Source organism: Pseudoruegeria aquimaris (assembly GCF_900172235.1).
In the GTDB taxonomy this organism is placed as follows: domain Bacteria; phylum Pseudomonadota; class Alphaproteobacteria; order Rhodobacterales; family Rhodobacteraceae; genus Pseudoruegeria; species Pseudoruegeria aquimaris.
Genome location: NZ_FWFQ01000036.1, coordinates 1 through 24,606 on the forward strand (window position 1 = coordinate 1; position 24,606 = coordinate 24,606).

At 65.9% G+C, this 24,606-nt stretch carries 27 protein-coding genes and 1 riboswitch; of the genes, 22 read left to right on the top strand and 5 right to left on the bottom strand.

Annotated elements, in window-relative coordinates:
• Positions 1–201: 201 nt before the first annotated feature.
• Both fabB and fabA read right to left on the bottom strand, forming a co-directional pair.
• Positions 202–1,431: a beta-ketoacyl-ACP synthase I gene (gene fabB / locus PSA7680_RS17030; RefSeq protein WP_085869887.1), complete on the bottom strand. Its 1,230-nt coding sequence runs from the start codon at positions 1,429–1,431 to the stop codon at positions 202–204.
• A gap of 24 nt (positions 1,432–1,455) precedes the next feature.
• Complete coding sequence (gene fabA / locus PSA7680_RS17035) at positions 1,456–1,965, bottom strand: bifunctional 3-hydroxydecanoyl-ACP dehydratase/trans-2-decenoyl-ACP isomerase (protein WP_085869888.1); 510 nt, start codon at positions 1,963–1,965, stop codon at positions 1,456–1,458.
• Between the two features lie 173 nt (positions 1,966–2,138).
• On the opposite strand from fabA, the gene irr reads away from it, so the two are divergent.
• Entirely contained in the window at positions 2,139–2,552 is a 414-nt protein-coding gene (gene irr, locus PSA7680_RS17040) for a Fur family transcriptional regulator Irr (protein WP_085869909.1), read from the top strand.
• An 85-nt stretch (positions 2,553–2,637) separates the two neighbouring features.
• Here irr and PSA7680_RS17045 read toward each other — a convergent pair whose 3' ends face one another.
• Both PSA7680_RS17045 and PSA7680_RS17050 read right to left on the bottom strand, forming a co-directional pair.
• The gene (locus tag PSA7680_RS17045; protein WP_085869889.1) at positions 2,638–3,066 is read right to left on the bottom strand and encodes an FKBP-type peptidyl-prolyl cis-trans isomerase; all 429 of its coding nucleotides are present in this window, start codon (positions 3,064–3,066) and stop codon (positions 2,638–2,640) included.
• Positions 3,067–3,213: 147 nt separating this feature from the next.
• The gene (locus PSA7680_RS17050; protein ID WP_085869890.1) at positions 3,214–4,080 is read right to left on the bottom strand and encodes a hypothetical protein; all 867 of its coding nucleotides are present in this window, start codon (positions 4,078–4,080) and stop codon (positions 3,214–3,216) included.
• Between the two features lie 133 nt (positions 4,081–4,213).
• Here PSA7680_RS17050 and miaB point away from each other — a divergent pair, with 133 nt between their 5' ends.
• From miaB to PSA7680_RS17115, 13 genes are all read left to right on the top strand, one after another.
• A complete protein-coding gene (gene miaB, locus PSA7680_RS17055; protein ID WP_085869891.1) occupies positions 4,214–5,536 on the top strand; it encodes a tRNA (N6-isopentenyl adenosine(37)-C2)-methylthiotransferase MiaB in 1,323 nt (440 codons plus the stop codon).
• A gap of 232 nt (positions 5,537–5,768) precedes the next feature.
• Entirely contained in the window at positions 5,769–6,329 is a 561-nt protein-coding gene (locus PSA7680_RS17060; RefSeq protein ID WP_370738576.1) for an OmpA family protein, read from the top strand.
• A 14-nt stretch (positions 6,330–6,343) separates the two neighbouring features.
• The gene (locus tag PSA7680_RS17065; RefSeq protein WP_085869892.1) at positions 6,344–6,628 is read left to right on the top strand and encodes a hypothetical protein; all 285 of its coding nucleotides are present in this window, start codon (positions 6,344–6,346) and stop codon (positions 6,626–6,628) included.
• 147 nt (positions 6,629–6,775) lie between these two features.
• Positions 6,776–7,789 carry a PhoH family protein gene (locus PSA7680_RS17070; RefSeq protein WP_085869893.1) on the top strand — a complete coding sequence of 338 codons (1,014 nt, stop codon included), beginning with the start codon at positions 6,776–6,778 and terminating at the stop codon, positions 7,787–7,789.
• A gap of 127 nt (positions 7,790–7,916) precedes the next feature.
• Positions 7,917–8,420: an rRNA maturation RNase YbeY gene (gene ybeY, locus PSA7680_RS17075; protein WP_139838710.1), complete on the top strand. Its 504-nt coding sequence runs from the start codon at positions 7,917–7,919 to the stop codon at positions 8,418–8,420.
• Between the two features lie 34 nt (positions 8,421–8,454).
• Positions 8,455–9,330 (top strand): hemolysin family protein, encoded by an 876-nt coding sequence (locus PSA7680_RS17080; RefSeq protein ID WP_085869894.1) that lies wholly within the window; start codon positions 8,455–8,457, stop codon positions 9,328–9,330.
• A gap of 66 nt (positions 9,331–9,396) precedes the next feature.
• Positions 9,397–10,881: an apolipoprotein N-acyltransferase gene (lnt, locus tag PSA7680_RS17085; RefSeq protein WP_085869895.1), complete on the top strand. Its 1,485-nt coding sequence runs from the start codon at positions 9,397–9,399 to the stop codon at positions 10,879–10,881.
• A gap of 4 nt (positions 10,882–10,885) precedes the next feature.
• Positions 10,886–10,935: riboswitch (SAM-SAH riboswitch) on the top strand.
• A gap of 5 nt (positions 10,936–10,940) precedes the next feature.
• Positions 10,941–12,122 carry a methionine adenosyltransferase gene (gene metK / locus PSA7680_RS17090; RefSeq protein ID WP_085869896.1) on the top strand — a complete coding sequence of 394 codons (1,182 nt, stop codon included), beginning with the start codon at positions 10,941–10,943 and terminating at the stop codon, positions 12,120–12,122.
• Between the two features lie 101 nt (positions 12,123–12,223).
• Positions 12,224–13,084 (top strand): bile acid:sodium symporter family protein, encoded by an 861-nt coding sequence (locus PSA7680_RS17095; protein WP_085869897.1) that lies wholly within the window; start codon positions 12,224–12,226, stop codon positions 13,082–13,084.
• 55 nt (positions 13,085–13,139) lie between these two features.
• Positions 13,140–13,859 (top strand): tRNA (guanosine(46)-N7)-methyltransferase TrmB, encoded by a 720-nt coding sequence (gene trmB / locus PSA7680_RS17100; protein WP_085869898.1) that lies wholly within the window; start codon positions 13,140–13,142, stop codon positions 13,857–13,859.
• A gap of 112 nt (positions 13,860–13,971) precedes the next feature.
• Positions 13,972–15,033 carry an amidohydrolase family protein gene (locus PSA7680_RS17105; RefSeq protein WP_085869899.1) on the top strand — a complete coding sequence of 354 codons (1,062 nt, stop codon included), beginning with the start codon at positions 13,972–13,974 and terminating at the stop codon, positions 15,031–15,033.
• Between the two features lie 81 nt (positions 15,034–15,114).
• On the top strand, positions 15,115–16,467 hold the full coding sequence (aroA, locus tag PSA7680_RS17110; protein WP_085869900.1) for a 3-phosphoshikimate 1-carboxyvinyltransferase: 1,353 nt from the start codon (positions 15,115–15,117) through the stop codon (positions 16,465–16,467).
• Positions 16,468–16,680: 213 nt separating this feature from the next.
• The gene (locus tag PSA7680_RS17115) at positions 16,681–17,292 is read left to right on the top strand and encodes a (d)CMP kinase (RefSeq protein ID WP_085869901.1); all 612 of its coding nucleotides are present in this window, start codon (positions 16,681–16,683) and stop codon (positions 17,290–17,292) included.
• Positions 17,293–17,299: 7 nt separating this feature from the next.
• Here the strand turns inward: PSA7680_RS17115 and PSA7680_RS17120 are convergent, their stop codons facing one another.
• Complete coding sequence (locus tag PSA7680_RS17120) at positions 17,300–17,731, bottom strand: GNAT family N-acetyltransferase (protein ID WP_139838711.1); 432 nt, start codon at positions 17,729–17,731, stop codon at positions 17,300–17,302.
• 294 nt (positions 17,732–18,025) lie between these two features.
• Between PSA7680_RS17120 and rpsA the strand changes: the two genes are divergently transcribed.
• The 8 genes from rpsA to PSA7680_RS17165 all read left to right on the top strand — a co-directional run bounded on the left by rpsA (position 18,026) and on the right by PSA7680_RS17165 (position 24,482).
• Positions 18,026–19,705: a 30S ribosomal protein S1 gene (gene rpsA / locus PSA7680_RS17125; protein WP_085869903.1), complete on the top strand. Its 1,680-nt coding sequence runs from the start codon at positions 18,026–18,028 to the stop codon at positions 19,703–19,705.
• A 283-nt stretch (positions 19,706–19,988) separates the two neighbouring features.
• Complete coding sequence (ihfB, locus tag PSA7680_RS17130; RefSeq protein WP_085869904.1) at positions 19,989–20,273, top strand: integration host factor subunit beta; 285 nt, start codon at positions 19,989–19,991, stop codon at positions 20,271–20,273.
• A gap of 4 nt (positions 20,274–20,277) precedes the next feature.
• On the top strand, positions 20,278–20,637 hold the full coding sequence (locus PSA7680_RS17135; protein WP_085869905.1) for a LapA family protein: 360 nt from the start codon (positions 20,278–20,280) through the stop codon (positions 20,635–20,637).
• A 7-nt stretch (positions 20,638–20,644) separates the two neighbouring features.
• A complete protein-coding gene (locus tag PSA7680_RS17140; RefSeq protein WP_085869912.1) occupies positions 20,645–21,283 on the top strand; it encodes a phosphoribosylanthranilate isomerase in 639 nt (212 codons plus the stop codon).
• Between the two features lie 80 nt (positions 21,284–21,363).
• Positions 21,364–22,602, top strand: a complete 1,239-nt coding sequence (gene trpB / locus PSA7680_RS17145) for a tryptophan synthase subunit beta (RefSeq protein ID WP_085869906.1) — start codon at positions 21,364–21,366, stop codon at positions 22,600–22,602.
• 238 nt (positions 22,603–22,840) lie between these two features.
• Positions 22,841–23,323: a hypothetical protein gene (locus PSA7680_RS18800; RefSeq protein ID WP_176244176.1), complete on the top strand. Its 483-nt coding sequence runs from the start codon at positions 22,841–22,843 to the stop codon at positions 23,321–23,323.
• A gap of 85 nt (positions 23,324–23,408) precedes the next feature.
• Positions 23,409–23,936 (top strand): PepSY domain-containing protein, encoded by a 528-nt coding sequence (locus PSA7680_RS18620; protein WP_139838713.1) that lies wholly within the window; start codon positions 23,409–23,411, stop codon positions 23,934–23,936.
• 3 nt (positions 23,937–23,939) lie between these two features.
• The gene (locus PSA7680_RS17165; RefSeq protein WP_245824729.1) at positions 23,940–24,482 is read left to right on the top strand and encodes a helix-turn-helix transcriptional regulator; all 543 of its coding nucleotides are present in this window, start codon (positions 23,940–23,942) and stop codon (positions 24,480–24,482) included.
• The last annotated feature ends 124 nt before the right edge of the window (positions 24,483–24,606 follow it).

Genomic DNA, 24,606 nt, shown 5'->3' on the forward strand with positions numbered 1-24,606 from the left:
ACAGCGGCGAGATCACCGCCCATTCCGCATCGCTCACATCGTGTCTGCCCGTCATGCTCACCTCCGTTTCCGAAAGTGAATCATCACACCGCCAAAAACGGAATCCCGTTTATGAGTTCACGACCTAACCGGTTGCCGCCCATGAAAAAAGGGGCCGCCCGGTTGGGTGGCCCCTTGATGGCTGCAAGGCGTGCGCCGGCGTCAGCCGCGATACTTGGACATCACCAGCGTGGCGTTGGTGCCGCCGAAGCCGAAGCTGTTGGAGAGCACCGTATCCAGTTCCACGTTGTCGCGGCGCTCGGTCACGATCTCTTCGGGTTTCAGCGCCGGGTCAAGTTCGGTGACGTTGGCGGAGGCCGCGATGAAGTTGTTCTCCATCATCAGGATCGAGTAGATCGCCTCATGCACGCCGGTGGCGCCGAGGCTGTGACCGGTGAGCGACTTGGTGGAGGCGATCGGCGGCGTGTTGCCCTCGCCGAAGACGCGGCGCACCGCTTCCACCTCGGTCACGTCGCCCGCGGGCGTCGAGGTGCCGTGGGCGTTGATGTAGTCCACCGAGCGATCCTTGCCGAGCGTGGAGAGCGCGAGCTTCATCGAGCGCTCGCCGCCTTCGCCGGAGGGGGCGACCATGTCGTAGCCGTCGGAGGTGGCGCCGTAGCCTGTGACTTCGCAGTAGATCTTCGCGCCGCGCGCCAGCGCGTGCTCCAGCTCTTCCAGCACCACGACGCCGCCGCCGCCGGCGATCACGAAACCGTCGCGGGTGGCGTCGAAGGGGCGGGAGGCGGTTTCGGGCGCGTCATTGTACTTGGAGGACATCGCGCCCATGGCGTCGAACAGGCACGAAAGCGTCCAGTCCACTTCCTCGCCGCCGCCGGCGAAGATGATGTCCTGCTTGCCGAGCTGGATCTGCTCCACGCCGTTGCCGATGCAGTGGGCAGAGGTCGAGCAGGCCGAGGTGATCGAGTAGTTCACGCCCTTGATCTTGAAGGGCGTCGCAAGGCAGGCCGAGTTGGTGGAGGACATGCAGCGCGTGACCATGAACGGCCCCATGCGCTTGGGCGCGCCCTTCTCCTTCACGATGTTGTGGGCGGTGAAGAAGTTGGAGGTGGACGGGCCGCCGGAGCCCATGATGAGCCCGGTGCGCTCGTTGGACACCTCGTTTTCCTCGAGCCCGGAATCGGCGACGGCCTGTTCCATGGCGATGTAGTTGTAGGCGGCACCCGGCCCCATGAAGCGCAGCTGGCGCTTGTCGATGGCCTCGGCCAGATCGATCTGCGGGATGCCGGCGACCTGCGAGCGGAAGCCGTTCTCCGCGTAGGTTTGCTCGCGGATGATCCCCGATCTGCCGGCCTTCAGCGACTCGAGCACTTCGGTGACGTTGTTGCCGATGGGCGAGACGATCCCCAGCCCGGTGATGACGACGCGGCGCATGGCGCACTCCTTTTCGCGACGGGGTCAGTTGGCCGACAGGGCGACCTTCATGTCCTTGACTTGGTAGATCACTTCGCCGTCGGCCTCCACGCGGCCGTCGGCAACGCCCATGGTCAGGCGGCGCGTCTGCACGGCCTTGGTGAAATCCACGTAGTAGGTGAGCATCTTGCGATCCGGGCGGACCATGCCGGTGAGCTTTACCTCACCCACGCCGAGCGCGTAGCCGCGCCCCTGCCAGCCGCGCCAGCCAAGGTTGAAACCGGTGAGCTGCCACAGGCCGTCGAGGCCGAGGCAGCCCGGCATGATCGGGTTGCCGGGGAAGTGGCAGTCGAAGAACCAGAGGTCCGGCGTGATGTCGAATTCCGCCACCACGTGGCCCTTGCCGTGCGCGCCGCCGTCGCCGCTGATCTCGGTGATGCGATCCATCATCAGCATCGGCGGGGCCGGCAGCTGGGCATTGCCCTCGCCAAACAGCTCTCCGCGCGCGCACTTCAGCAGATCTTCCTTGTCAAAGCTGTTCGGATAGTCCGACATTGTTCCCGCAGCCCTTGTGCCTGTTGTTCTCATTAATCTTGATCCCCTCTAGCACCGCCGCTTGACCGAGGGCAAGGGAGCCGCCGCGCAAGCCGCGACTCATTTTCATTTGAAACTGCGGAATTGCGCCCTTTATACTAAGGCTGCATGCAAGGACGGAAACGCCACGGATGATGACCGAAGCCCAGACCCGCGCCACCGATTGGCTCGCCACATCGGACCTGCGCCCCACGCGCCAACGCACGGCGCTGGCCGCTTTGCTCGTCGGAGACGGGCAGAACCGCCATGTCACGGCGGAAAGCCTTTTCGACGCCGCCCGCCAGGCGGGCGAGAAGGTCTCGCTGGCGACGGTCTACAACACGTTGCGCGCCTTCTGCGATGCGGGGCTGCTGCGGGAGATCACCGTCGATGGCTCCAAGAGCTATTTCGATACCAACATCTCGGATCACCCGCATTTCTACTGGGAAGACAGCGCCCGCCTCACGGATGCCCCGAAGGAGCAGCTTGAAATCTCGCGGGTGCCGGATGCGCCCGAAGGCGCGGAGATCGCCAAGGTGGACGTGGTGATCCGCCTGCGCCGCAAGTAGGCGGATCCGAAGAATCGGCGGGGCCGTGGCCCCATGAAAAACGGCGCCCGCGGGCGCCGTCTTCGTTTCTGCATCGAGCCTGCGCTCAGTTGATCGAGACGATCTCGAAATCGAAGGTCAGCGCCTTGCCGGCCAGCGGGTGGTTGGCATCCAGAGTCACGCTGTCTTCGGTGATCTCGACGACGGTCACCGGGATGGCGCGGCCGTCGGGCGTCTGCATCTGAAGCTGGATGCCGACTTCCAGCGGGATCTCCGGCGGGATCTGGGCGCGCGGCACGGCCTGGCGGGCTTCGTCGTGGGACGGGCCGTAGGCTTTCTCGGGCTCGATGGTGACGGATTTCGTCTCGCCCACGGCCATGCCGGGCAGGGCTTCGTCGAGGCCGGGGATGATCTGGCCGGAGCCGACGGTGAACTCCAGCGGGTCGCGGCCCTCGGAGGAGTCGAAGACGGACCCGTCTTCCAGGGTGCCCTTGTAGTGAATGCGGACGGTATCGCCCGATTTGATCTCGGTCATCAGAAGTCTTTCGATTTTCTTGGGGGGTGAATGGGTGAGGCCGGCGGCCCGCCGGGTGCTCACATGACAGATGAGACAGAGCCTAACGGCTGTGGCGGGGATGTAAAGCAGGTGGGGCGATGAAGCGGAGCCGGCGCGTCCGCGCCCTCAGAACCATTGCCCCGGTTCCATCAGGCCCAGATCCATCAGCTGCTGGCTGTGCCACTCGAAGGGGGTGGAGTTGCGCCAGCGGAAATTGTGGATCTCGAAGCGGGAGCCGGGGTTGCTGCGCAGCGCCTTGGCGGTGCGGAACGAACAGATCGCGGCGGTGAGGTTGTGGTGCCAGAGGCAGGCGTAGGTGTTGTATTCCTCGTCGTTGAAGGTGTGATCTTCGCGCAGTTCCAGCCCGGGGGCGGCCCGGAACAGGGCGATGCGGTCGATCCGGCGGCGCTCGAAGGGCTCGTGCTCCTCGAAACGCCAGCGCAGCCCGCCGAAGAAATCCAGCTGCCGCTCCATCGGCTCGCTGTCGCGGCCCCGGAAGCGGCCGAGCGCGTAGTAGCCGGAGCGGTCGAGGTAGGCGTCTTCCAGCGATACGGCGTTGGGGTGCTCGGTGAGATCGCCGGCGTAGAGATCGACGACGTAGCAGAGCATCGCGTCCCGCCGTTCCTCGGTGTGGAAGGCCAGCATCTCGGCGACGCTGCGGGTCTCGGAGAAGGGGTAGAAGAGATATTCGGCGTTGTAGCAGTAGTAGAGCCAGATTCCCGGTGCCGCGGCGATCACTGCGTTCACGGCCGTCTGGGTGGCGCCGTCGGCATGGGTGTCGTAGCGGATGCGGTGCACGGTTTCTTCTAGTTCGGGCGGGAGCACGAGCTCGTCGGGGGCAAACACCAGCACCTGCGCGAAGCCCGCGTTCTGGTGGTGGCGGATCGTGGTATCCACTTCCACGAGATCCTCCACGAGGATCATCGCCACCGGCCCCTTGGCCAGCGCGGCTTTCCCGTCGCGCAGAAAATCCTTGAGGTCGCGGTAAAACATGTTCGCCCTTTGGTGATCCGGCCTGTATTTTGGGCCAAAGTCCGTCAAATCCCCGTTCAATGCAAGCGTTGCAGCCTGCTCCGGATTTCTGTAGGAGCGCGGGCTGAACCGGAAAAACCGCAAGGCCCGATCCATGTCCGCACCCAAGAAGCTCTACATCAAGACCTACGGCTGTCAGATGAACGTCTACGACAGCGAACGCATGGCCGAAACGCTGGGCGCCTCGGGCTACGTGACGACCGATACGCCGGACGACGCCGACATGATCCTGCTCAACACCTGCCACATCCGGGAGAAGGCGGCGGAGAAGATCTATTCGGAGCTGGGCCGTTTCAAACCGCTCAAGGCGGAAAAGCCCGATCTGAAGATCGGGGTCGCGGGCTGCGTGGCGCAGGCCGAGGGCGAGGAGATCATGCGGCGTCAGCCGATGGTGGATCTCGTGGTGGGCCCGCAGAGCTACCACCGCCTGCCGGCGATGGAAGCCAAGGCGCGCGCGGGCGAGAAGGCTCTCGACACGGATTTCCCGGAAGAAGACAAGTTCGAGCACCTGAAGGCGCGCCCCAAGGCGCAGCGCGGGCCGACGGCCTTTCTCACCGTGCAGGAAGGTTGCGACAAGTTCTGCGCCTTCTGCGTGGTGCCCTACACGCGCGGGGCGGAGGTGAGCCGCCCGGCCGATCGCATCCTTTCCGAGGCGCGCGACCTGGTGGAACGCGGCGTGCGCGAGATCACCCTTCTGGGGCAGAACGTCAACGCCTACCACGGTGCGGGCGAGGGCGGCGACTGGAGCCTGGCCCGCCTGATCTGGGCGCTGAACGAGATCGACGGGCTGGAGCGCATCCGCTTCACCACGAGCCACCCCAACGACATGAGCGACGATCTGATCGCCGCCCACGGTGAATGCGAAAAACTCATGCCGTATCTGCATCTGCCGGTGCAGTCGGGCTCGGACCGAATCCTGAAAGCCATGAACCGCAAGCACACGGCGGAAGGCTACCTGCGCCTGATCGAACGCATCCGCGCGGCGCGGCCCGACATCCTGATCTCGGGCGATTTCATCGTCGGCTTCCCCGGCGAGACCGATGCGGATTTCGCCGACACGATGGCACTCGTGGAAGAGGTGCGCTACGGGCAGGCGTTCTCCTTCAAGTATTCCACCCGGCCCGGCACGCCTGCCGCAGAAAAGCCACAAATCGACGATGATGTCGCCTCATTTCGCCTGCAGGAGCTACAGGCGCTCATCGTGCGGCAACAGCGCGAGGTGCAGGAGTCGATGGTAGGCCGGACGGTCAACGTGCTCTTCGAAAAGACGGGCCGGCTGGATGGTCAAATGGTGGGTAAGTCAGAGTATCTCCACGCGGTGCACGTTCAGGCGCCGGACGTGGCCCGGGGGGACATCCGCCCGGTGAGAATCACCCGCAGCGAGCCCAACTCGCTGGCTGGTGAACTCGTGACCTGACATCGCCTCTTTTTCCCGCGTGTCAACGAATGGGCGCGCGGCTTGGCATTGTTGCCCCGAACTGCGAACAATCCCGGCTGGGGCTGTGGATTGTTTCCTTGCTATTGCCTGACGCAAGGAAAAGTTTATTCATTTGTGGCAAAAATTTGTTAAGCTTCGTCATAATTTAACGGGAGCCGCTGTGCCCACTTCCGCAGTAAGCTCCTGAAACGATTGGCGAAGGACAAGTGACGTGTTTCAACATCTGACCAGACTGGCGGGTGCGCTTGTGGCGGTTGCGGCTCTTGGGATTGGGGCCCAGGACGTTGCCGCGCAGGAGGCCCGGACGATTACCGGAAAGAAAAAGGTTCCTACCATCTGGGTCGATCCCGACGGCTGCGAGCACTGGGTGATGGACGACGGCTGGGAAGGCTACATGAGCCCCCACGTCCGCCGTGACGGAACCCCGGTCTGCCGGCAGGTCAACACCTGCGCCGTGATGAACACCGACACGCTCTTCGCCACGGATCGCAGCGCGATCAGCAGCGCGGGCCGGCAAAGCCTCGCCAACTTCTTCCGCAACGCGGGCGCCACCTCCTACATCATCGTGGGCCACACCGACAGCCGCGCCATTGACGAATACAACATGCGCCTCTCCGAACGCCGCGCCAAATCGGTCGCCGCCGTGGCGCAGTCCACCGGGGTGCGCATCGCCGATGTCCGCTGGTATGGCGAGCGCCAGCCGAAGGCATCCAACAGCACGGCGGCCGGGCGGAAGGAAAACCGCCGCGTCGAAGTTCTGTGCATCCGCTGAGGGGAGTTGAAGTGATGAAATTTGCAAAAGTGACCCTCCTTCTCGCACTTGGTGGCACGCTTGCCGCCTGCGACAAGCAGAACCTCGGCGTGGACCGCTTCGTGGATTCGGGCGATCTCTCCAAGCTGGAAGCGGGGATCTGGATCGATCCCAACGGCTGTGACCACTGGATCATCGACGATGGCGTCGAGGGGTACCTCTCCCAGCGGCTGGACAAATACGGCAAGCCCGTGTGCTCCGGTGCCGCGCCGCCCAACACGGCGATCGGCCCCTACAAGCGCGGCTCCGATCCGATCTGATCCGCCGCCCTTGCGCAGAAATCGGGCCGCCCCCGGCCGGGGCGGCCTTTTTCGTGGCGGTTTCGTGAAGATTGGCAACAGGCGGCTTGCGTGGAAGGCGGATGGGGTGCACCATGGCTGTGCAGGCTTTATCCAACGGAGACGTTTTTGGGCATCAGTGCGCTCACCCCACCGCCGAAATCGGAAGACGTTCACGAAACCCTTCTGGAATTCCCCGACAATCGCGTCCTGATTGATCTATGCGGGGAGTTCGACCGAAACCTCGCCCAGATCGAACAGCAGCTCTCGGTGCAGATCATCCGCCGGGGCAACCAGCTTGCCCTGATGGGCGAAGCCGACAGCCGCGAGAAGGCCGCCGAGGTGCTGGGGGCGCTCTACCAGCGGCTCGAAGCGGGGCGCAGCGTCGAGCCCGGCGACATCGACGGTGAAATCCGCATGGGCGGCTCGGCCGAGGGCACCGGCGTGCGCGCCGGCGACCAGCTTGAGATGTTCAAGGGCGGCAAGGTCGAGATCCAGACCCGCAAGAAGCTGATCGAGCCGCGCACCGAGGCGCAGAAAGCCTACGTGCAGGCGCTCTACAACAACGAGCTGGCCTTCGGGATCGGCCCCGCCGGCACCGGCAAGACGTATCTCGCCGTGGCCGTGGGCGTGAACATGTTCATCAACGGCCACGTGGACCGGATCATCCTCTCCCGCCCCGCCGTGGAGGCGGGCGAGCGGCTGGGCTTCCTGCCCGGCGCGATGGAGGACAAGGTCGATCCCTACATGCAGCCGCTCTACGACGCGCTGAACGATTTCCTGCCCGGCAAGCAGGTGGAAAAGCTGAAGGAAGAAAAGCGCATCGAGATCGCGCCGCTGGCCTTCATGCGCGGGCGCACGCTGTCCAACGCCTTCGTCGTGCTGGACGAGGCGCAGAACGCCACCACGATGCAGATGAAGATGTTCCTCACCCGCCTGGGCGAGGGCAGCCGCATGGTCATCACCGGGGATCGCTCCCAGGTCGATCTGCCGCGCGGCGTGATGAGCGGGCTGCGGGATGCCGAGCGCATCCTTGCCGGGGTCGAAAGCATCTCCTTCAACTACTTCACCGCCAAGGACGTGGTGCGCCACCCGCTGGTGGCCAGGATCATCGACGCCTACGAGGCCGACGAGCAGGGCTGAGGGCGCCGCCCCGGCCTTGCCTGCTTCCGGCCTGCGCGCCGATTGTCCCTTGCGACGGCCCGGGTTTCGTGGTTTCGCGCGTGGCGAACCGCTCAGGCGAAACCCGCAGGCGAAGGAGTGTGGCCGCGTGCAACTGGATGTGCTGATCGAAGATCCGCGCTGGGAGGCCCTCGGGCTTGCTGCCCTGGCCGAAACCGCCGCCGCCGCCACCTTCGCGCTGCTCGGCTTCGATGCGGAGGGCTGGGAGCTCAGCCTGATGGGCTGCGACGACGCCCGCATCGCCGCCCTGAACACCGAGTTCCGTGACAAGCCTCGCCCGACGAACGTCCTGAGCTGGCCCGCGCAGGAGCGGGTCGCCGACGCGCCGGGAGGCACGCCCGAGGCGCCGGAGCCGGAGTTTCCCGGGATGCCGGTTGAACTGGGCGATATCGCCATCGCCTTCGAAACCTGCCAGCGCGAGGCCGAAGAGGCCGGCAAGCCGATGTCCGACCATGTGACGCATCTGATCGTGCACGGGGTGCTGCATCTGTTGGGATATGATCACATCGACGATGCAGATGCGGCGCTGATGGAAGGTCTCGAGGTGCGGATACTTGCGAAACTGGGTCTGCCTGACCCATATTCAGCCTAGGGGATGGATCCCCTGTCATATCTGGAAAGGGAAAATGGGCGACACCACAGACGGGTCTTCTAGCGCAGCGCTTGGCGCGCAGGAGACCGAAGCAGGCAGCGAACGCGGAATTTTCGGCCGCATCATCAGCGCGCTTGCTCCCCCGGAACACACCGGAACCGAATCCGAGAGCCAAACCGCTGCGGCCCCGCAACCGGCCGCCGGGATGCTCAACCTGCGGCGAATGCGCGTGGAGGACGTGGCCATCCCGACCGCCGACATCACCGCCGTGCCGGAGGACATCAGCCTGCCGGAGCTCATCGAGGTCTTCCGGGAGAGCGGCTTCACGCGGCTGCCCGTCTACGAGGGCACGCTGGATACGCCGATCGGCTTCGTCAACCTGAAGGATCTTGCGCTCAAGCACGGGTTCAACGGCGGCGGCGGCGATCTGGATCTGCGCGCCATCGTGCGCAAGCTGCTCTACGTGCCGCCATCGATGCCGATCGGCGTTCTGCTGCAGAAGATGCAGACGGAACGGATCCACATGGCGCTGGTGATCGACGAATACGGCGGCGTGGACGGTCTCGTGACGATCGAGGATCTGATCGAGCAGGTGATCGGCGAGATCGAAGACGAGCACGACATCGACGAGGATACGCTCTGGGTCGAGGAAAAGCCGGGCTGCTACCTTGCCGAGGCCAAGACGCCGCTCGAAGAATTCGAGGCCGAGATCAACCGCAGCCTGACCGACGCCATCGACGACGAAGAGGTGGACACGCTCGGGGGCCTCGTCTTCGTGCTGACGGGCCGGATCCCGGCGCGGGGCGAGGTCGTCGTGCATCCGGATGGCCCGGAATTCGAGGTCGTGGACGCCGATCCGCGCCGCATCAAGCGGCTGCGGGTGCATGTGCCTGACGCCGTGAGCGCCTGATCCGTGAGCGAGGCTGAACCGGTGGCTGGCCTGCGCCGCGGCGAAGGGCGGTGGCGGCTCCCTGCCATGGCCTTCGGGCTCGGCCTGCTGGGCGCAACCGGCCACGCGCCGCTCTCGCTCTGGTATCTTGCCTTCCCGGCGCTCGCAGGCGCGCTGCTGTGCCTCCGCCGCGCGCGTTCGGCGCGCCATGCGGCGTGGCTTGGCTGGGCGGCGGGGCTCGGCTACGTGGGCGGAACGCATTTCTGGATCGTCCAGCCCTTCTTCGTGGACGCGGCGCGGCACGGCTGGATGGCGCCCTTCGCACTGTTCTTCATGGCCGGCGGAATCGCGCTGTTCTGGGCCGCGGCCTATGGCGGGGCCTATCTTCTGGGGCGCGCCCCGCGCGCGCGGCTGCTGGCGCTGGTGCCGGCGATGACCTTGATGGAGATCGGACGGGCCTACCTCTTCACCGGGTTCCCCTGGGCCCCGGCCAGCATGATCTGGCTGCCCACGCCCGTGGCCCAGCTCGCCGCGCTGGCCGGCCCCTTCGGCCTTGCGCTTTTCACCTATGCGGTTCTGATCCTGCCTTTCACGTTTCGGGGCAGGGGGCGGCTTGCCGCCGCCGGGGCGGTGGTGATGGCCCTTGCGGGAGCCTGGGGCTGGGGCGCGGGCCGGCTCGCCGAGCCGCCGCAAGACGGCGCGCTGACGGTGCGCGTGGTGCAGCCCAACGCGCCCCAGCATCAGAAATGGGATCCCGAGTTCATCACCATGTTCTTCCGCCGCCAGCTCAGCCTCAGCGCCGGCGGGGAGGGCAGGCCCGACGTGGTGATCTGGCCCGAGACCTCCTTCGCCTACTGGCTGGAGGAAGACAGCCCCGCCTATGCCCATATGGCCGCCGCCGCGCAGGCGCCGCTGATCTTCGGGGCGCAGCGGCGGGAGGGCGCGCGGTATTTCAACAGCCTCGCGGTGCTCTCGCCCGAGGGCCGCATCGCCGCGCTCTACGACAAGCAGCATCTCGTGCCCTTCGGGGAATACGTGCCTTTCGGCGATCTCTTCGCACGGATCGGCATTCACGGGCTGGCCGCCAACGAAGGCGGCGGCTACAGCGCCGGCCCGGGGCCGCGGGTGCTGGACCTGGGCGCGCTGGGCAAGGTGCTGCCCCTGATCTGCTACGAGGCCAGCTTCGCCCGCGACGTCGCCGGCGCGCCGGAACGGGCGGACTGGATCGTGCAGATCACCAATGACGCGTGGTTCGGCACGTCGGCGATGCCCTACCAGCACCTCGATCAGTCCCGGATGCGCGCTATAGAGCAGGGGCTGCCGGTGGTGCGCTCGGCCAACACCGGGATCTCGGCGGTGGTGGACGGCCGGGGGCGGATCCTCGCTTCCCTGCCGCTCGGCGAGGCCGGCGCGCTCGATGCACCGCTGCCCGCGGTGCTGCCGCCGACGGCCTATGCGCGGCTCGGCAATACGCCGGTGTTCCTTCTGCTCGCGGTGCTGCTGCTGGCCGCCGTGGGGTCGCGCGGGGCCAATCGCATTGACCGCGGCGGGCGCAACGGGTATCGCCTTTGAAATCATACCGTCACAACGGCTTCCTGGCGTGGCGGGATACCCCCTAATGGAGCACCTTCATGTCCCTAAATACCTACACCTTCACCTCTGAATCGGTTTCGGAGGGGCACCCGGACAAGGTCTGTGACCGGATCTCGTATGCCGTTCTGGATGCCTTCCTGTCGGAAGAACCCGAGGCCCGCGTGGCCTGCGAGACCTTCGCGACGACCGACCGCGTGGTGATCGGCGGGGAAGTGGGCCTGAGCGACAAGGACAAGCTGACCGAATACATGGGCCGGATCGAGTCCATCGCGCGCGAGTGCATCCGCGACATCGGCTACGAGCAGGACAAGTTCCACTGGGAGACGGTCGAGATCACCAACCTGCTCCATGAGCAGTCCGCCCATATCGCCCAGGGCGTGGATGCGGCGGAAGACAAGGATGAAGGCGCCGGCGATCAGGGGATCATGTTCGGCTACGCGACGGATGAGACGCCCGAGCTGATGCCCGCCCCGATCCTCTATGCCCATGCCGTGCTGCGCCGCCTCGCCGAGGTGCGCAAGAACGGCACCGAGCCCTACCTGGGCCCGGATGCGAAATCCCAGCTTTCGGTGCGCTACGTCGATGGCAAGCCCGTGGGCGTGAGCTCGGTGGTGCTGTCCACCCAGCACCTGAAGGAAGATCTGAGCAGCGCCGACGTGCGCGCCATCGTGGAGCCCTACATCCGCGAAACCCTGCCCGAGGGCTGGCTGACGGCCGAGACCGTCTGGCACGTGAACCCGACGGGCAAATTCGTGATCGGCGGCCCGGACGGCGATGCCGGGCTGACCGGGCGCAAGATCATCGTGGACACCTACGGCGGCGCCGCTCCGCACGGCGGCGGGGCGTTCTCCGGCAAGGATCCGACCAAGGTGGACCGCTCCGCGGCCTACGCCGCGCGCTACCTGGCCAAGAACGTCGTGGCCGCGGGCCTCGCGAAGCGCTGCACGGTGCAGCTTTCCTACGCCATCGGCGTGGCGGAGCCGCAGTCGATCTACGTCAACACCCATGACACCGGCGAAGTGGACGATGCCTCCATCGAGGCGGCCATCGGCCAGGTGATGAGCCTGACGCCGCGCGGCATCCGCACGCACCTCCAGCTCAACAAGCCGATCTACCAGCGCACCGCCGCCTACGGGCACTTCGGCCGCGCGCCGGAGGCAGACGGCGGCTTCAGCTGGGAAAAGACCGATCTCGTGGACGCTCTGAAATCCGCCCTCTGACGGAGGGGTGAGCGGGCCGCTTCCGGCCCCTGCCGCAACGACAGGTTTGGCGGATCGTGCCAGCCCGGCTAACCTCCCCTGACATTCAGGGGAGGAATGCAATGCTGATCGACGTGGGCCTGCCGCTTTCGCTGGCCATCATCATGTTTTCACTGGGCTTCGGCCTGACCTTCGCCGATTTCGGACGGGTCCTGACGATGCCGAAGGCGGTGATCGTCGGAATCCTCGGGCAGATGGTGCTGGTGCCGCTCGTCGCGCTGTTGCTGCTGGCGGTGTTTTCGCTGCCGCCGGCGCTTGCCTTCGGCGTGATGCTGCTGAGCTTCAGCCCCGGCGGGGTGACATCGAACATGCTCACCAAAATGGGGGCCGGCAACGTCGCGCTTTCCATCACGCTGACGGCGGTGGTGAGCCTGCTCGCGGTGCTGACGATGCCCTTGCTCGTTGCGTGGTCGGCCCAGCGGTTGCTGGGCGAGGCGGGCCCGGAAATCGATGTCACGGCGATCGCGGTGACGATGTTCGCCATCACTGCCGTGCCGGTGTTCCTCGGGCTGCTGCTGCGCCGGGCGGCGCCGGGCCTTGCGGAGCGCGGCGAGCCGTTGCTTTCACGGGTTGCGCTGGTGCTGTTCGTGATCGTCGTGGTGGGGGCGCTGGCAGCCAACTGGGGGCTGTTCGTGGCCAACGTGGGCCATCTCGCGCCGCTGCTGGTGACGCTCAACGTTCTTCTGCTGGCGCTGGGCCTGCTGCTGGCGCGGCTGCTGGGGCTGTGCGGGGGAGACGCCCGTTGCATCTCGATCGAGATGGGGGTGCAGAACGCCACCGTCGCCATCACCGTGGCGGGGCTGATCGCGGGGCAGGCCGGCATCGGCGAGTTCGCCATTCCCGGCGCCGTCTACGGGATCACCATGTATCTGGTGAGCATTCCGCTGATCTACGCGATGCGCGCTTTCGGCGCCCGCGCTTGACGCAAGGCGCGGAAGGGTGCAAACGGCGGGCCACGCGAAAAACGGGGTTTTCTCCATGTCCGACGACAAGCATCCTTCCGGCGCCCCCTGGCGCAACTTCTACGGCCGCTTTCGCGGCAAGACGCTGCGCGACAGCCAGAAGGCCTACCTGGAGGAAGATCTCGCGGCGCTTTCGCCTGGGCCGGTGAGCTGGGAAGACAACCCCGAGCGCACCCCTCTGGATCTGGCGCAGGTATTCCCCGGCAAGAGCGAGATCTGGCTGGAGATCGGGTTCGGGGGCGGCGAGCACATGGTGCACCAGGCGGCCCTGCACCCCCACGTGGGCCTCATCGGCTGCGAACCGTTCATCAACGGCGTGGCGATGCTTCTGGGCAAGATCCGCAAGGCGGAGGTGGAGAATGTGAAGGTGCATCCGGGCGACGTGCGCGACATGTTCGACGTGCTGCCCGATGCGAGCATCTCCCGCGCGTTCCTGCTCTACCCCGACCCCTGGCCCAAGAAACGCCATCACCGCCGCCGCTTCGTGACGCCGGAGCACCTCGACCCCCTTTCGCGGGTGCTGAAGCCCGGCGCGATCTTCCGCGTGGCGACGGACATTCCCGACTACGTGCGCCAGACCCTGGAGCAGGTGGCCACGCGGCCCGATTTCGAGTGGCTGGCCGAGGGGCCGGAGGATTGGCGCAAGCCCTGGGGCGACTGGATCTCGACCCGATACGAGCAGAAGGCCCTGCGCGAAGGGCGCACGCCGCACTACCTGACGTTCCGGCGCGTCTAGGGCAGGGCCAGGGCTCTGCCCCGGACCCCGGGATATTTTCGGAACAAAGTGGCGCGTGGCGGGGGTGATCCCTGCTATCATGGCGGTATTTCCGGCTGGAGTATGACCGCTTATGGCGAAGTTTCGCATGATCAACTGCCACGTCCACACGTTTACCACGGCCCATTCGCCGAAATACTACCCGGTGCGGGCGGTGTATCTGTTCCGCGTGTTTCCGTGGCTGGTGCAGGTGCTGCGCTGGCTTGTGGGGCTGGTGCGGGGCGGGGCGCTCTATGACTGGCTCGTGCGGATGGAGAACTTCCACCGCACCGGCGGGCGCACGAGCCAGCTGGAGGTCTTCAAGGAGGTGGTGCGCTATTATCCCCGCGACACCCGGTTCGTGGTGCTGCCGATGGACATGGCGCTGATAGGCCATGGCCCGGTGGAGGAAGACATCGCGGCCCAGCACGACGGGCTTGCTGAGGTGGCGCGCGATCCCGTCTACGGGGCGCAGGTGATCCCTTTCGCCACGGTGTTTCCCGACCGGCCGGGCGCCTTTGCGGAACTGCGCCGCTGCGTGGAGGACCTGGGGTTCCGGGGGGTGAAGCTCTATCCGAAGCTCGGCTTCCATCCCAACCACCCGGTTCTGCGGGACGAGGTTTACCCGTTCTGCCTTGAGCACGACCTGCCGATCATCACCCATTGCTCGCGCGGAGGGGTGCGGGGCAAGCGCATCAGCCAGGCGATGGCGGATGAATACACCAGCCCCGAGGCCTATCTGCCGGTGATGGCGAAATATCCCGATCTGCGGATTTGCCTCGCCCATTTCGGCGGCGATGCCGACTGGCGCACCTACCTGTGCGACGGGATCGACCCGCACGATCCTCAGGCCCGCCGCGAGAACTGGGTGACGCTGATCTCGGACATGATCGAGAGCGGCGCGTTCCCCAATCTCTATACAGACATTTCCTACACGATCTTCAATTTCGACGACTATGCGCCCCTGCTTTCGCTGCTGCTTGAAAAGCCCGGGCTGGCGGAGAAGGTGCTGTTTGGATCGGATTTCTACATGACCCGCCAGGAGGCCCTGTCGGAGCGGGCGGTTTCGATCCGTCTGCGCAAGGTGCTGGGGGAGGAGATGTTCACCCGGATCGCCAGCCGCAACCCGGAGCGCTGGCTCGGCTACGTGCCCTGAGCGCGGCGCGCAAAGGGCTGTGGACCGGCCCCACCGGTTGCGCTATCAGGTGCGGGAATTTCCGAACGCGAAGGATAGAAGATGTCCGGCCACGGCACGCCCATTCCGATGACCTCCCGCAAGTGCGGCCCCCTGAAAGGCGAGGCGCGCGTGCCGGGGGACAAGTCGATCTCCCACCGTTCGCTGATCCTCGGAGCGCTCTCGGTGGGCGAGACGCGGATCTCGGGCCTGCTGGAGGGTGAGGACGTTCTGGACACCGCCAAGGCCATGCGCGCTTTCGGGGCGGAGGTCGTGGATCATGGCGGCGGCAACTGGAGCGTCCATGGCGTGGGGGTGGGCGGGTTCGCCGAGCCCGAGAACGTGATCGATTGCGGCAACTCCGGCACCGGGGTGCGCCTGATCATGGGCGCCATGGCCACAACGCCGATCACGGCGACCTTCACCGGGGACGCCTCGCTCAACAAGCGCCCGATGGCGCGGGTGACGGATCCGATCGCGCTGTTCGGTGCGCGCAGCTACGGGCGTTCCGGGGGGCGTCTGCCGATGACGATCGTGGGGGCGGAGACCCCCGTGCCCGTCACCTACACCACGCCGATGCCCTCGGCGCAGGTGAAATCCGCCGTGCTGCTGGCCGGGCTGAACGCGCCGGGGCAGACCGTCGTGATCGAGGCCGAGGCGACGCGCGACCACACCGAGCGGATGCTGGCGGGCTTCGGGGCCGAGATCTCCGTGGAAGACGTGCCCGAAGGGCGCAGGATCACCCTCACCGGCCAGCCCGAGCTGAAGCCGCAGGTGATCGCCGTGCCGCGCGATCCGTCTTCGGCGGCCTTCCCCGTCTGCGCCGCGCTGATCGTGGAGGGCTCCGACGTGCTGGTGCCCAACATCGGGCTCAACCCGACCCGCGCCGGGCTCTTCACCACGCTGCGTGAGATGGGCGCGGACCTGACCTACGAGAATGAACGCTTCGAGGGCGGCGAACCCGTCGCCGATCTGCGGGCGAAGTTCTCGCCGGATCTGAAGGGCATCGAGGTGGATCCGGCCCGCGCGGCGAGCATGATCGACGAATACCCCATTCTTTCCGTCGTGGCGGCCTTCGCGCAGGGCGACACGGTGATGAAGGGCGTGAAGGAACTCCGCGTGAAGGAGAGCGACCGGATCGACGCCATGGCCAAGGGCCTGCGCGCCTGCGGCGTGGAGGTCGAGGAAGGCGAGGACTGGTGGATCGTGAAAGGGCGCGGCCACGGCAACGTTCCGGGCGGCGCGACCTGCGAAAGCCATCTGGATCACCGGATCGCCATGAGCTTCATGTGCCTCGGCATGGCAGCGGAGAATCCCGTGAGCGTGGACGACGGCGCGCCCATCGCCACCTCCTTCCCGATCTTCGAAGCGCTGATGGCGGATCTGGGCGCGGATATCGTGCGGACGGCCGGCTGACCCGCCGGCTTCCCACCGCGATCCGAAGGGCTGCCATCCGGGCGGCCCTTTTCATTTGCGGGCCAGATGACGCGGGCAGCGCGGCGGTGGAAGGTTCGGCGCCGGGTTTCACGGCATTGCGCGGGTCGATATTGAGTGTGGCGTCAGCCGGCCTCAGGGCTTAGGGAAGGGGCGCGATCAGATGACAGGCTCCAGCAGCAGAAAGGAACGTCCGTGCAGTTCACCGTGGCAATCGACGGGCCGGCGGCGGCCGGAAAAGGCACGATCTCGAAGGCCGTGGCGGCGCATTTCGGCTTCGCCCATCTCGATACCGGGCTGCTCTACCGCGCCACCGGGCGGCGTGTGCTGGACGGCGAGGCGCCGATCGCGGCGGCGCAGGCGCTGACGCCCGCTGATCTGGCCCGCGACGATCTGCGCACCGCCGCCGTGGCGGAAGCGGCCAGCCGGGTGGCGGTCATCCCCGAGGTGCGCGCCGCCCTGGTGGAGTTCCAGCGCAGCTTCGCCCGGCGCGAGGGCGGGGCGGTGCTGGACGGGCGCGACATCGGCACCGTGATCTGCCCCGAGGCCGAGGTGAAGCTCTTCGTCACGGCCTCCGCCGAGGTGCGCGCGGCCCGGCGCTTCGCCGAGCTGAAGCAGGCCGACCCGTCCCTGTCTCTCGCGCAGGTGCTTGCGGACGTGCGGGCGCGCGACGAACGGGATTCCTCCCGCGCCGAGGCTCCTCTGAAACCGGCCGATGATGCCATCCTGCTGGATACGTCGGATCTGAGCATCGAGGACGCGGTGGCGAAGGCCGTGGCCGCCGTGGAGGCCGCGCTGCCGGGATGAGGCGATCCTACAGCCCGGTGGTCAGATCCCGTTCAAGCGCTCGATAGGGCAGGCCCTCCTTTTCGTAGGGCGCGCCGAACACGGAAAACCCCCGCTTTTCGTAGAAGGCGCGGGCGGTTTCGCGGCCCGAGAGCCAGACGCGCCGGTGGCCGGCGGCCTGCGCCCTTGCGAGCGCTTCCGAGAAGAGCGCGCTGCCGTAGCCCTTGCCCTGCTCCTCGGGCAGGGTGGCGAACTTGCGGATCCGCGCGCTGTCCCCTTCGTCATAGAGGGAGATCACGCCGATCAGCCGAGCGCCGAGGAAACCGCCCAGGTGCAGGGCCTCGGCGTCGTTCTCCACCCGGCTGAAACCGCGCGGATGATCGGGCCAGAGCACGGCCTGCCGGAGGGCCAGCGTCTCTTCCGCGGCGATCTCTTCGATGTGGAAGGTGGTTTGAGGCATCAGGTGGAGCTTTCGGAGCGGGGCCGTGGAGGGCCTGTTGTAGCGATCGGCGGCGCGCGGCCATGCTTTCAAGGGGGATAAGCGGGGCAGGCCCTTGCCAGCAGGGGTGATTCCCCCTATATCCCGCTTGTCCAGAAGGGCGGTCAACGCCATAGACAACGCGAGCAGGGCCGGGCAACCACCGGCCCTTGTTGTATGTGGGGTGTCCATCAGCGGACCAACTGAAACCCAAAAAGACCGGCGGAGACAACCGCGCGGCCAGCTAAAACACTAGTAAAGGAAACCTGAGACCACATGGCTCAAAACGCATCCATGGAGGAATTCGAAGCCCTCCTCGCAGAAAGCTTCGAGATCGACACCCCGAACGAAGGTTCGGTTGTCAAAGGCAAGGTGCTGGCGATCGAAGCCGGCCAGGCCATCATCGACGTCGGCTACAAGATGGAAGGCCGCGTTGATCTGAAAGAATTCGCAAACCCCGGTGAAGCTCCCGAGATCGCCGTCGGCGACGAGGTGGAAGTCTATCTCGACCGCGTCGAGAACGCCCGTGGCGAAGCCGTCATCTCCCGTGACAAAGCCCGCCGCGAAGAAGCCTGGGATCGCCTCGAGAAAGCCTACGCCGACGAAGAGCGCGTCGAAGGCGCCATCTTCGGCCGCGTCAAAGGCGGCTTCACCGTTGATCTCGGCGGCGCCGTGGCCTTCCTGCCCGGCTCGCAAGTCGACGTGCGCCCCGTGCGCGACGCCGGCCCGCTCATGGGCCTCAAGCAGCCGTTCCAGATCCTCAAGATGGACCGTCGCCGCGGCAACATCGTCGTTTCCCGCCGCGCGATCCTCGAAGAGTCCCGCGCCGAGCAGCGCGCCGAAGTCATCGGCAAGCTGTCCGAAGGCGATGCGGTTGACGGTGTGGTCAAGAACATCACCGAATACGGTGCCTTCGTGGACCTCGGTGGCGTTGACGGCCTGCTGCACGTGACCGACATGGCCTGGCGCCGCGTGAACCACCCCTCCGAGATCCTCTCGATCGGCGAGACGGTGAAGGTTCAGGTCATCAAGATCAACAAGGAAACCCACCGTATCTCCCTCGGCATGAAACAGCTGCAGGACGATCCGTGGAACGCCGTTGAAGCCAAGTACCCGCTGGAAAGCGTGCACACCGGCCGCGTGACCAACATCACCGACTACGGCGCCTTCGTGGAGCTGGAGCCGGGCGTCGAGGGCCTCGTGCACGTGTCCGAAATGTCCTGGACGAAGAAGAACGTCCACCCGGGCAAGATCGTCTCCACCTCCCAGGAAGTGGAAGTCATGGTTCTCGAGATCGACACCGCGAAACGCCGGGTGTCCCTCGGCCTCAAGCAGACCATGCGCAACCCGTGGGAAGTCTTCGCTGAGACGCACCCGGTGGGCACCGAGGTCGAAGGCGAAGTCAAGAACATCACCGAATTCGGTCTGTTCATCGGCCTCGAGAACGACATCGACGGCATGGTTCACCTCTCCGACCTGACCTGGGAAGGCCGTGGCGAAGACGTGATCGGCGACTACCGCAAGGGCGACATGGTGAAAGCCGTCGTCACCGAGGTGGACGTGGAGAAAGAGCGCATCTCGCTCTCCGTGAAGGCGCTGGAAGGCGATCCCTTCGCCGAAGCCGTGAACGGCGTGAAGCGTGGCTCCATCATCACCGTGGAAGTGACCGCGATCGAAGATGGCGGTATCGAGGTCTCCTACGACGGCATGAAATCCTTCATCCGCCGTTCCGATCTCTCCCGCGACCGTGCCGAGCAGCGCCCCGAGCGCTTCCAGGTCGGTGACAAGGTGGACGTGCGCGTCACCAACATCGACAGCAAGTCGCGCCGCCTGGGCCTCTCCATCAAGGCCCGCGAGATCGCCGAAGAGAAAGAGGCCGTGGAACAGTACGGTTCCTCCGACTCCGGTGCCTCGCTCGGCGACATCCTCGGCGCCGCCCTCAAGGGCGACAACTGAGGCCAGCCGGCACTCTGAACAAGCTGAACGGCTCCGCGAAAGCGGGGCCGTTTTTCGTCGGGGGAGGGCGAATCACGGTGGACGCCGGGGCAAGGCGCCCTGCCACTCCCGCCGCGAAAGCGCTCCCGGCATCGGCAAAGCTCCGCGACTCCGCCGGTTTCGTGAAAGAAATTGGTGGCTTAGCGCGATGCCAGTGTTTCTCGGGGCGGAATTTCCGCGTATAGTCACCCCTACCGGCGCGTCAGCTGCACGCGCTGCCTCAGGGCTGCCAAGGAGGGGACGCATGATCCGTTCGGAACTGATCCAGAAAATCGCGGACGAGAATCCGCATCTCTACCAGCGGGACGTCGAGCGGATCGTGAATACGATCTTCGAAGAGATCATCAACGCCATGGCGCGCGGCGATCGGGTGGAACTGCGCGGATTTGGCGCCTTCTCCGTGAAGAAGCGGGATGCTCGTATCGGGCGGAACCCGCGCACGGGTGAATCGGTCGAAGTCGAGGAGAAACACGTTCCCTTCTTCAAGACCGGCAAGCTCCTGCGCGACCGACTGAACGGAAAAGCCTGAGCCCATGCGCTACCTCAAGTATGCTTTCTACACGATCCTCGCGATCGTCCTCGTCTCTATCGCCGTCGCCAACCGCCAGGTCGTCACGCTGCACCTGCTGACCGACGATATCGCCGGCCTGATCGGTGTGCAGGCCACGATCCAGCTGCCCCTGTTCCTCATCGTCTTCGGCGGCATCGTCGCCGGCCTGCTGATCGGCTTCGTCTGGGAGTGGTTCCGCGAGCACAAGCACCGGGCCGAGGCGGCGCGGGAGAAGCGGGAGAAGGCCAGGCTGGCGCGCGAGGTGGAACGCCTGCGCGAGACCAAGGCCAAGCCCGAGGATGAAGTTCTGGCCCTGCTCGAGGATGGCAAGGCCGCAGGCTGAGGCCGCCATGACCGTCAAAGTGAAAATCTGCGGGCTGCGGGATGCGGCCAACATCGCCGCCGCGGCGCAGGCCGGGGCGGCCTACGTCGGTTTCGTCTTCTTCCCGAAATCCCCGCGCAACGTGAGCCTTTCCGAGGCCGCCGGGCTCGCCGCCACGGTGCCGGAAGGCGTCAGGCGCGTGGCGCTCACGGTGAATGCCGACGATGCCTTCCTCGCCGATCTCGTGGCGCAGGTGCCGCTGGAGATGCTCCAGTTGCACGGGAGTGAAAGCCCCGAGCGCGTGGCCGAGGTGCGCGCGCGCTTCGGCCTGCCGGTGATGAAGGCCATCGGCATCGCCGAAGCCGGGGATCTGGACAAGATCGCCCCCTACGAGGCCGTGGCCGACCAGATCCTCGTCGATGCCAAGCCGCCGAAGGGGGCGGATCTGCCCGGCGGCAACGGCGCCACCTTCGATTGGGATCTGATCGCGGGGCGGCAATGGCAGACGCCGTGGATGCTTGCAGGGGGGCTCACCGAAACCAATGTGGCGGAGGCCCTTCGACGCACAGGCGCAACGCAGGTGGATCTGTCCTCCGCCGTGGAAAGCGCGCCCGGCGTGAAAGATCCCACACTGATCCGCCGCTTTCTCGCCGCCGCCAATCCCTGAGGCGATTTCGCACTGGCGCTCGCTTTACCAGGTGCCATATTGCCGTTAAACCCGGCTGGGATCTGACAGGAGTAGGCGCGATGGCGGACGATCTTTTCAACAGCTTCATGAACGGCCCCGACGAGAACGGCCGTTTCGGCGATTTCGGCGGGCGGTTCGTCTCCGAAACGCTGATGCCGCTGATCCTCGATCTGGAAGCTGAATACGAGAACGCCAAGACGGACGCGAGCTTCTGGGCGGAGATGGACGATCTCTGGACCCATTACGTCGGGCGGCCGAGCCCGCTCTACTATGCCGAGCGGATGACCGAAGCGCTCGGCGGCGCGAAGATCTACCTCAAGCGCGACGAGCTGAATCACACCGGCGCGCACAAGATCAACAACGTGCTGGGGCAGATCCTGCTCGCCCGCCGCATGGGCAAGACCCGTATCATAGCCGAAACCGGCGCCGGCCAGCACGGCGTTGCCACCGCCACCGTCTGCGCGCGCTTCGGGCTGAAATGCGTCGTCTACATGGGCGCCCATGACGTGGAGCGCCAGGCGCCCAACGTCTTCCGCATGCGCCTGCTGGGCGCCGAAGTCGTGCCCGTCACTTCGGGCCGCGGCACCCTGAAGGACGCGATGAACGACGCGCTGCGTGATTGGGTGACAAACGTGCGCGATACCTTCTACTGCATCGGCACCGTGGCCGGCCCCCACCCCTATCCGGCGATGGTGCGCGATTTCCAGGCCATCATCGGCAAGGAGGCCAAGCAGCAGCTCCAGGAGCAGGAAGGCGAAGGCCGCCTGCCCGATACGATCATCGCCGCCATCGGCGGCGGCTCCAACGCCATGGGCCTGTTCTACCCCTTCCTCGATGATCCGAGCGTGAACATCATCGGCGTCGAGGCCGGCGGCAAGGGCGTGAACGAGAAGATGGAGCACTGCGCTTCGCTCACCGGCGGCCGCCCCGGCGTGCTGCACGGCAACCGCACCTACCTGCTGCAGGACGACGATGGCCAGATCCTCGAAGGCTTCTCGATCTCGGCCGGGCTCGACTATCCTGGCATCGGCCCGGAGCACAGCTGGCTGCACGACATCGGCCGCGCCAAATACGTGTCCATCACGGATGCCGAAGCGCTGGAGGCCTTCCAGTTCTGCTGCACGCAGGAGGGCATCATCCCGGCGCTGGAGCCCTCCCACGCGCTGGCCCACGTGATGAAGATCGCGCCCGAGTTGCCCAAGGATCACATCATCATCATGAACATGTGCGGCCGGGGCGACAAAGACATCTTCACCGTCGCCCGCGCGCTCGGTTTCGACATGGAAACCAAGGACTGACGGCCCGCCGGGCCGCAAACGCCTTTCATGACCCGAACACCACGGCCGGCACCGCGCAGCAGTGCCGGCCGTGTGCATTTCGGCGGGCGAAGCGCGCATAAACCTCAGTTTATTGCACCCAGCCATTGGTTTATGGCACCGGGTCTAAACCCGTGCCTGATGGCCTGTAGCCGCCGCATCGCCTTCCCTGTGGGCACCGAACGGCATGTTGCCTCGGCAAACAGGAAAGGGATTTGATATGAAAAAGCTTTTGCTCACCGGCTCCGCGCTCCTCCTCGTCGGCACCGCGGCCCAGGCCGAAAGCCTCCGCGACCGGGTTGTCCGGGATCTCACGGCGCAGGGCTTCCAGCGGATCGAAATCAAGCGCGGCCTGACGCAGATGAAGTTCGAGGCGACGAAAGGCAACCAGACCGTCGAACTCGTCTATGACCGCTTCTCGGGCGACCTTCTCAAGCGTGAGACCGAGGCGGCGGAAGCCGACGACCGGGGCGAGGGCTTCAAGTTCCGCACCGTGGATCGCGATTTCGTCGGAGACCGCTCCCGTGAGGACGACGACGACCGCGATGACGATGACGACGATGATCGTGATGATCATGACGATGATCGGGACGACGATGACCATGATGGTGACGACGACCACGACGACGATGATGACGACCACGACGACGATGACGACGATGATGACGACGATGATGAGGATGACGATGAGGACGACGACTGATACCTCTTGGTCATGACGTCTCGGAGGCCGGCGGCCCGTGCAGAGATGCGCGGGCCCTTGGCATTGAAAGGTGGGGAGCATGAACATGCTGCGCAGAACATTCCTGGCCGGGGGCCTTGCGCTGCTGGCGACGCGGGGCCACGCCTCGGGGGCCGTGGAGCAGATCACGGACCAGCTCAAAGGCATGGGCTACACCCGGATCTCCATCGGGCGCACCCTTCTTGGCCGGACGCGTATCGTGGCCACCGCGCCGGGCCGTGAACGCGAGATCATCGTGAACCCCCGGACGGGGGAGATCCTGCGCGACCTCGTGAAAGAGGGGGGGCGCGATTCGATTGTGGGCCGGGGCGGTGATGAAGACCGGGATCGCGGCCGGGACCGCGACGAAGAGGACGATCGCAAAGACGATGACCGCGACGACGACCGCCGCGATGACCGAGACGATGACGATCGCGACGATGATCGCGACGACGATGACGACCGCGACGACGACGACCGCGATGACGATGACGATGACGACGATGATGACGACAGTTCCGGGTCGGGCGGCGGAAATTCCGGCTCCGGCGGCGGCGGAGATGACGACGACGATGACGATGACGAGGACGATTGAGCCGTGCCGCAGCGTCCGAAGGCGATAACCGGTGGCCGGGCCCTGCTGGGGCTCCTGCTCCTTCAGGCGGGCTGTGCGGTGTTCTTCGTCGGGGGCACGTTGATCGATCTGTTCGGGACGAGCAGCGAGCCGATCAGCTGGCGCACGCGGGAGTTCATGGAAATCGGGGCCGGCCTGGGCCTGCTGCTCGGGATGGGGCTCGGCTGGATCTCCTTTCGGGAAGTCCTGCGCCGGGGGCGGCATGCGGAAAGCCAGTTGCGCCTTGCCTCGGGCGCGTTCCAGGAGGTGCTGGAGGAGCGCTTCGAGGAGTGGGGGCTCACGCCGGCGGAGCGCGACGTGGCGCTGCTGTCGATCAAGGGCATGAGCACCGCCGAGATCGCGCAGGCCCGCAACACGTCGGAAGGCACGGTGAAGGCGCAGACCAATGCGATCTACCGCAAGGCCGGGGTCAATGGCCGCCCGCAGCTGCTGACCGGGTTCATCGAGGAACTGATGGGGGATGGCGTCGTGCCGGGCGGGGCGCGGGGCCTGAAATCCACGGACTAGGTCGTGAACTCATAAACGGGATTCCGTTTTTGGCGGTGTGATGATTCACTTTCGGAAACGGAGGTGAGCATGACGGGCAGACACGATGTGAGCGATGCGGAATGGGCGGTGATCTCGCCGCTGT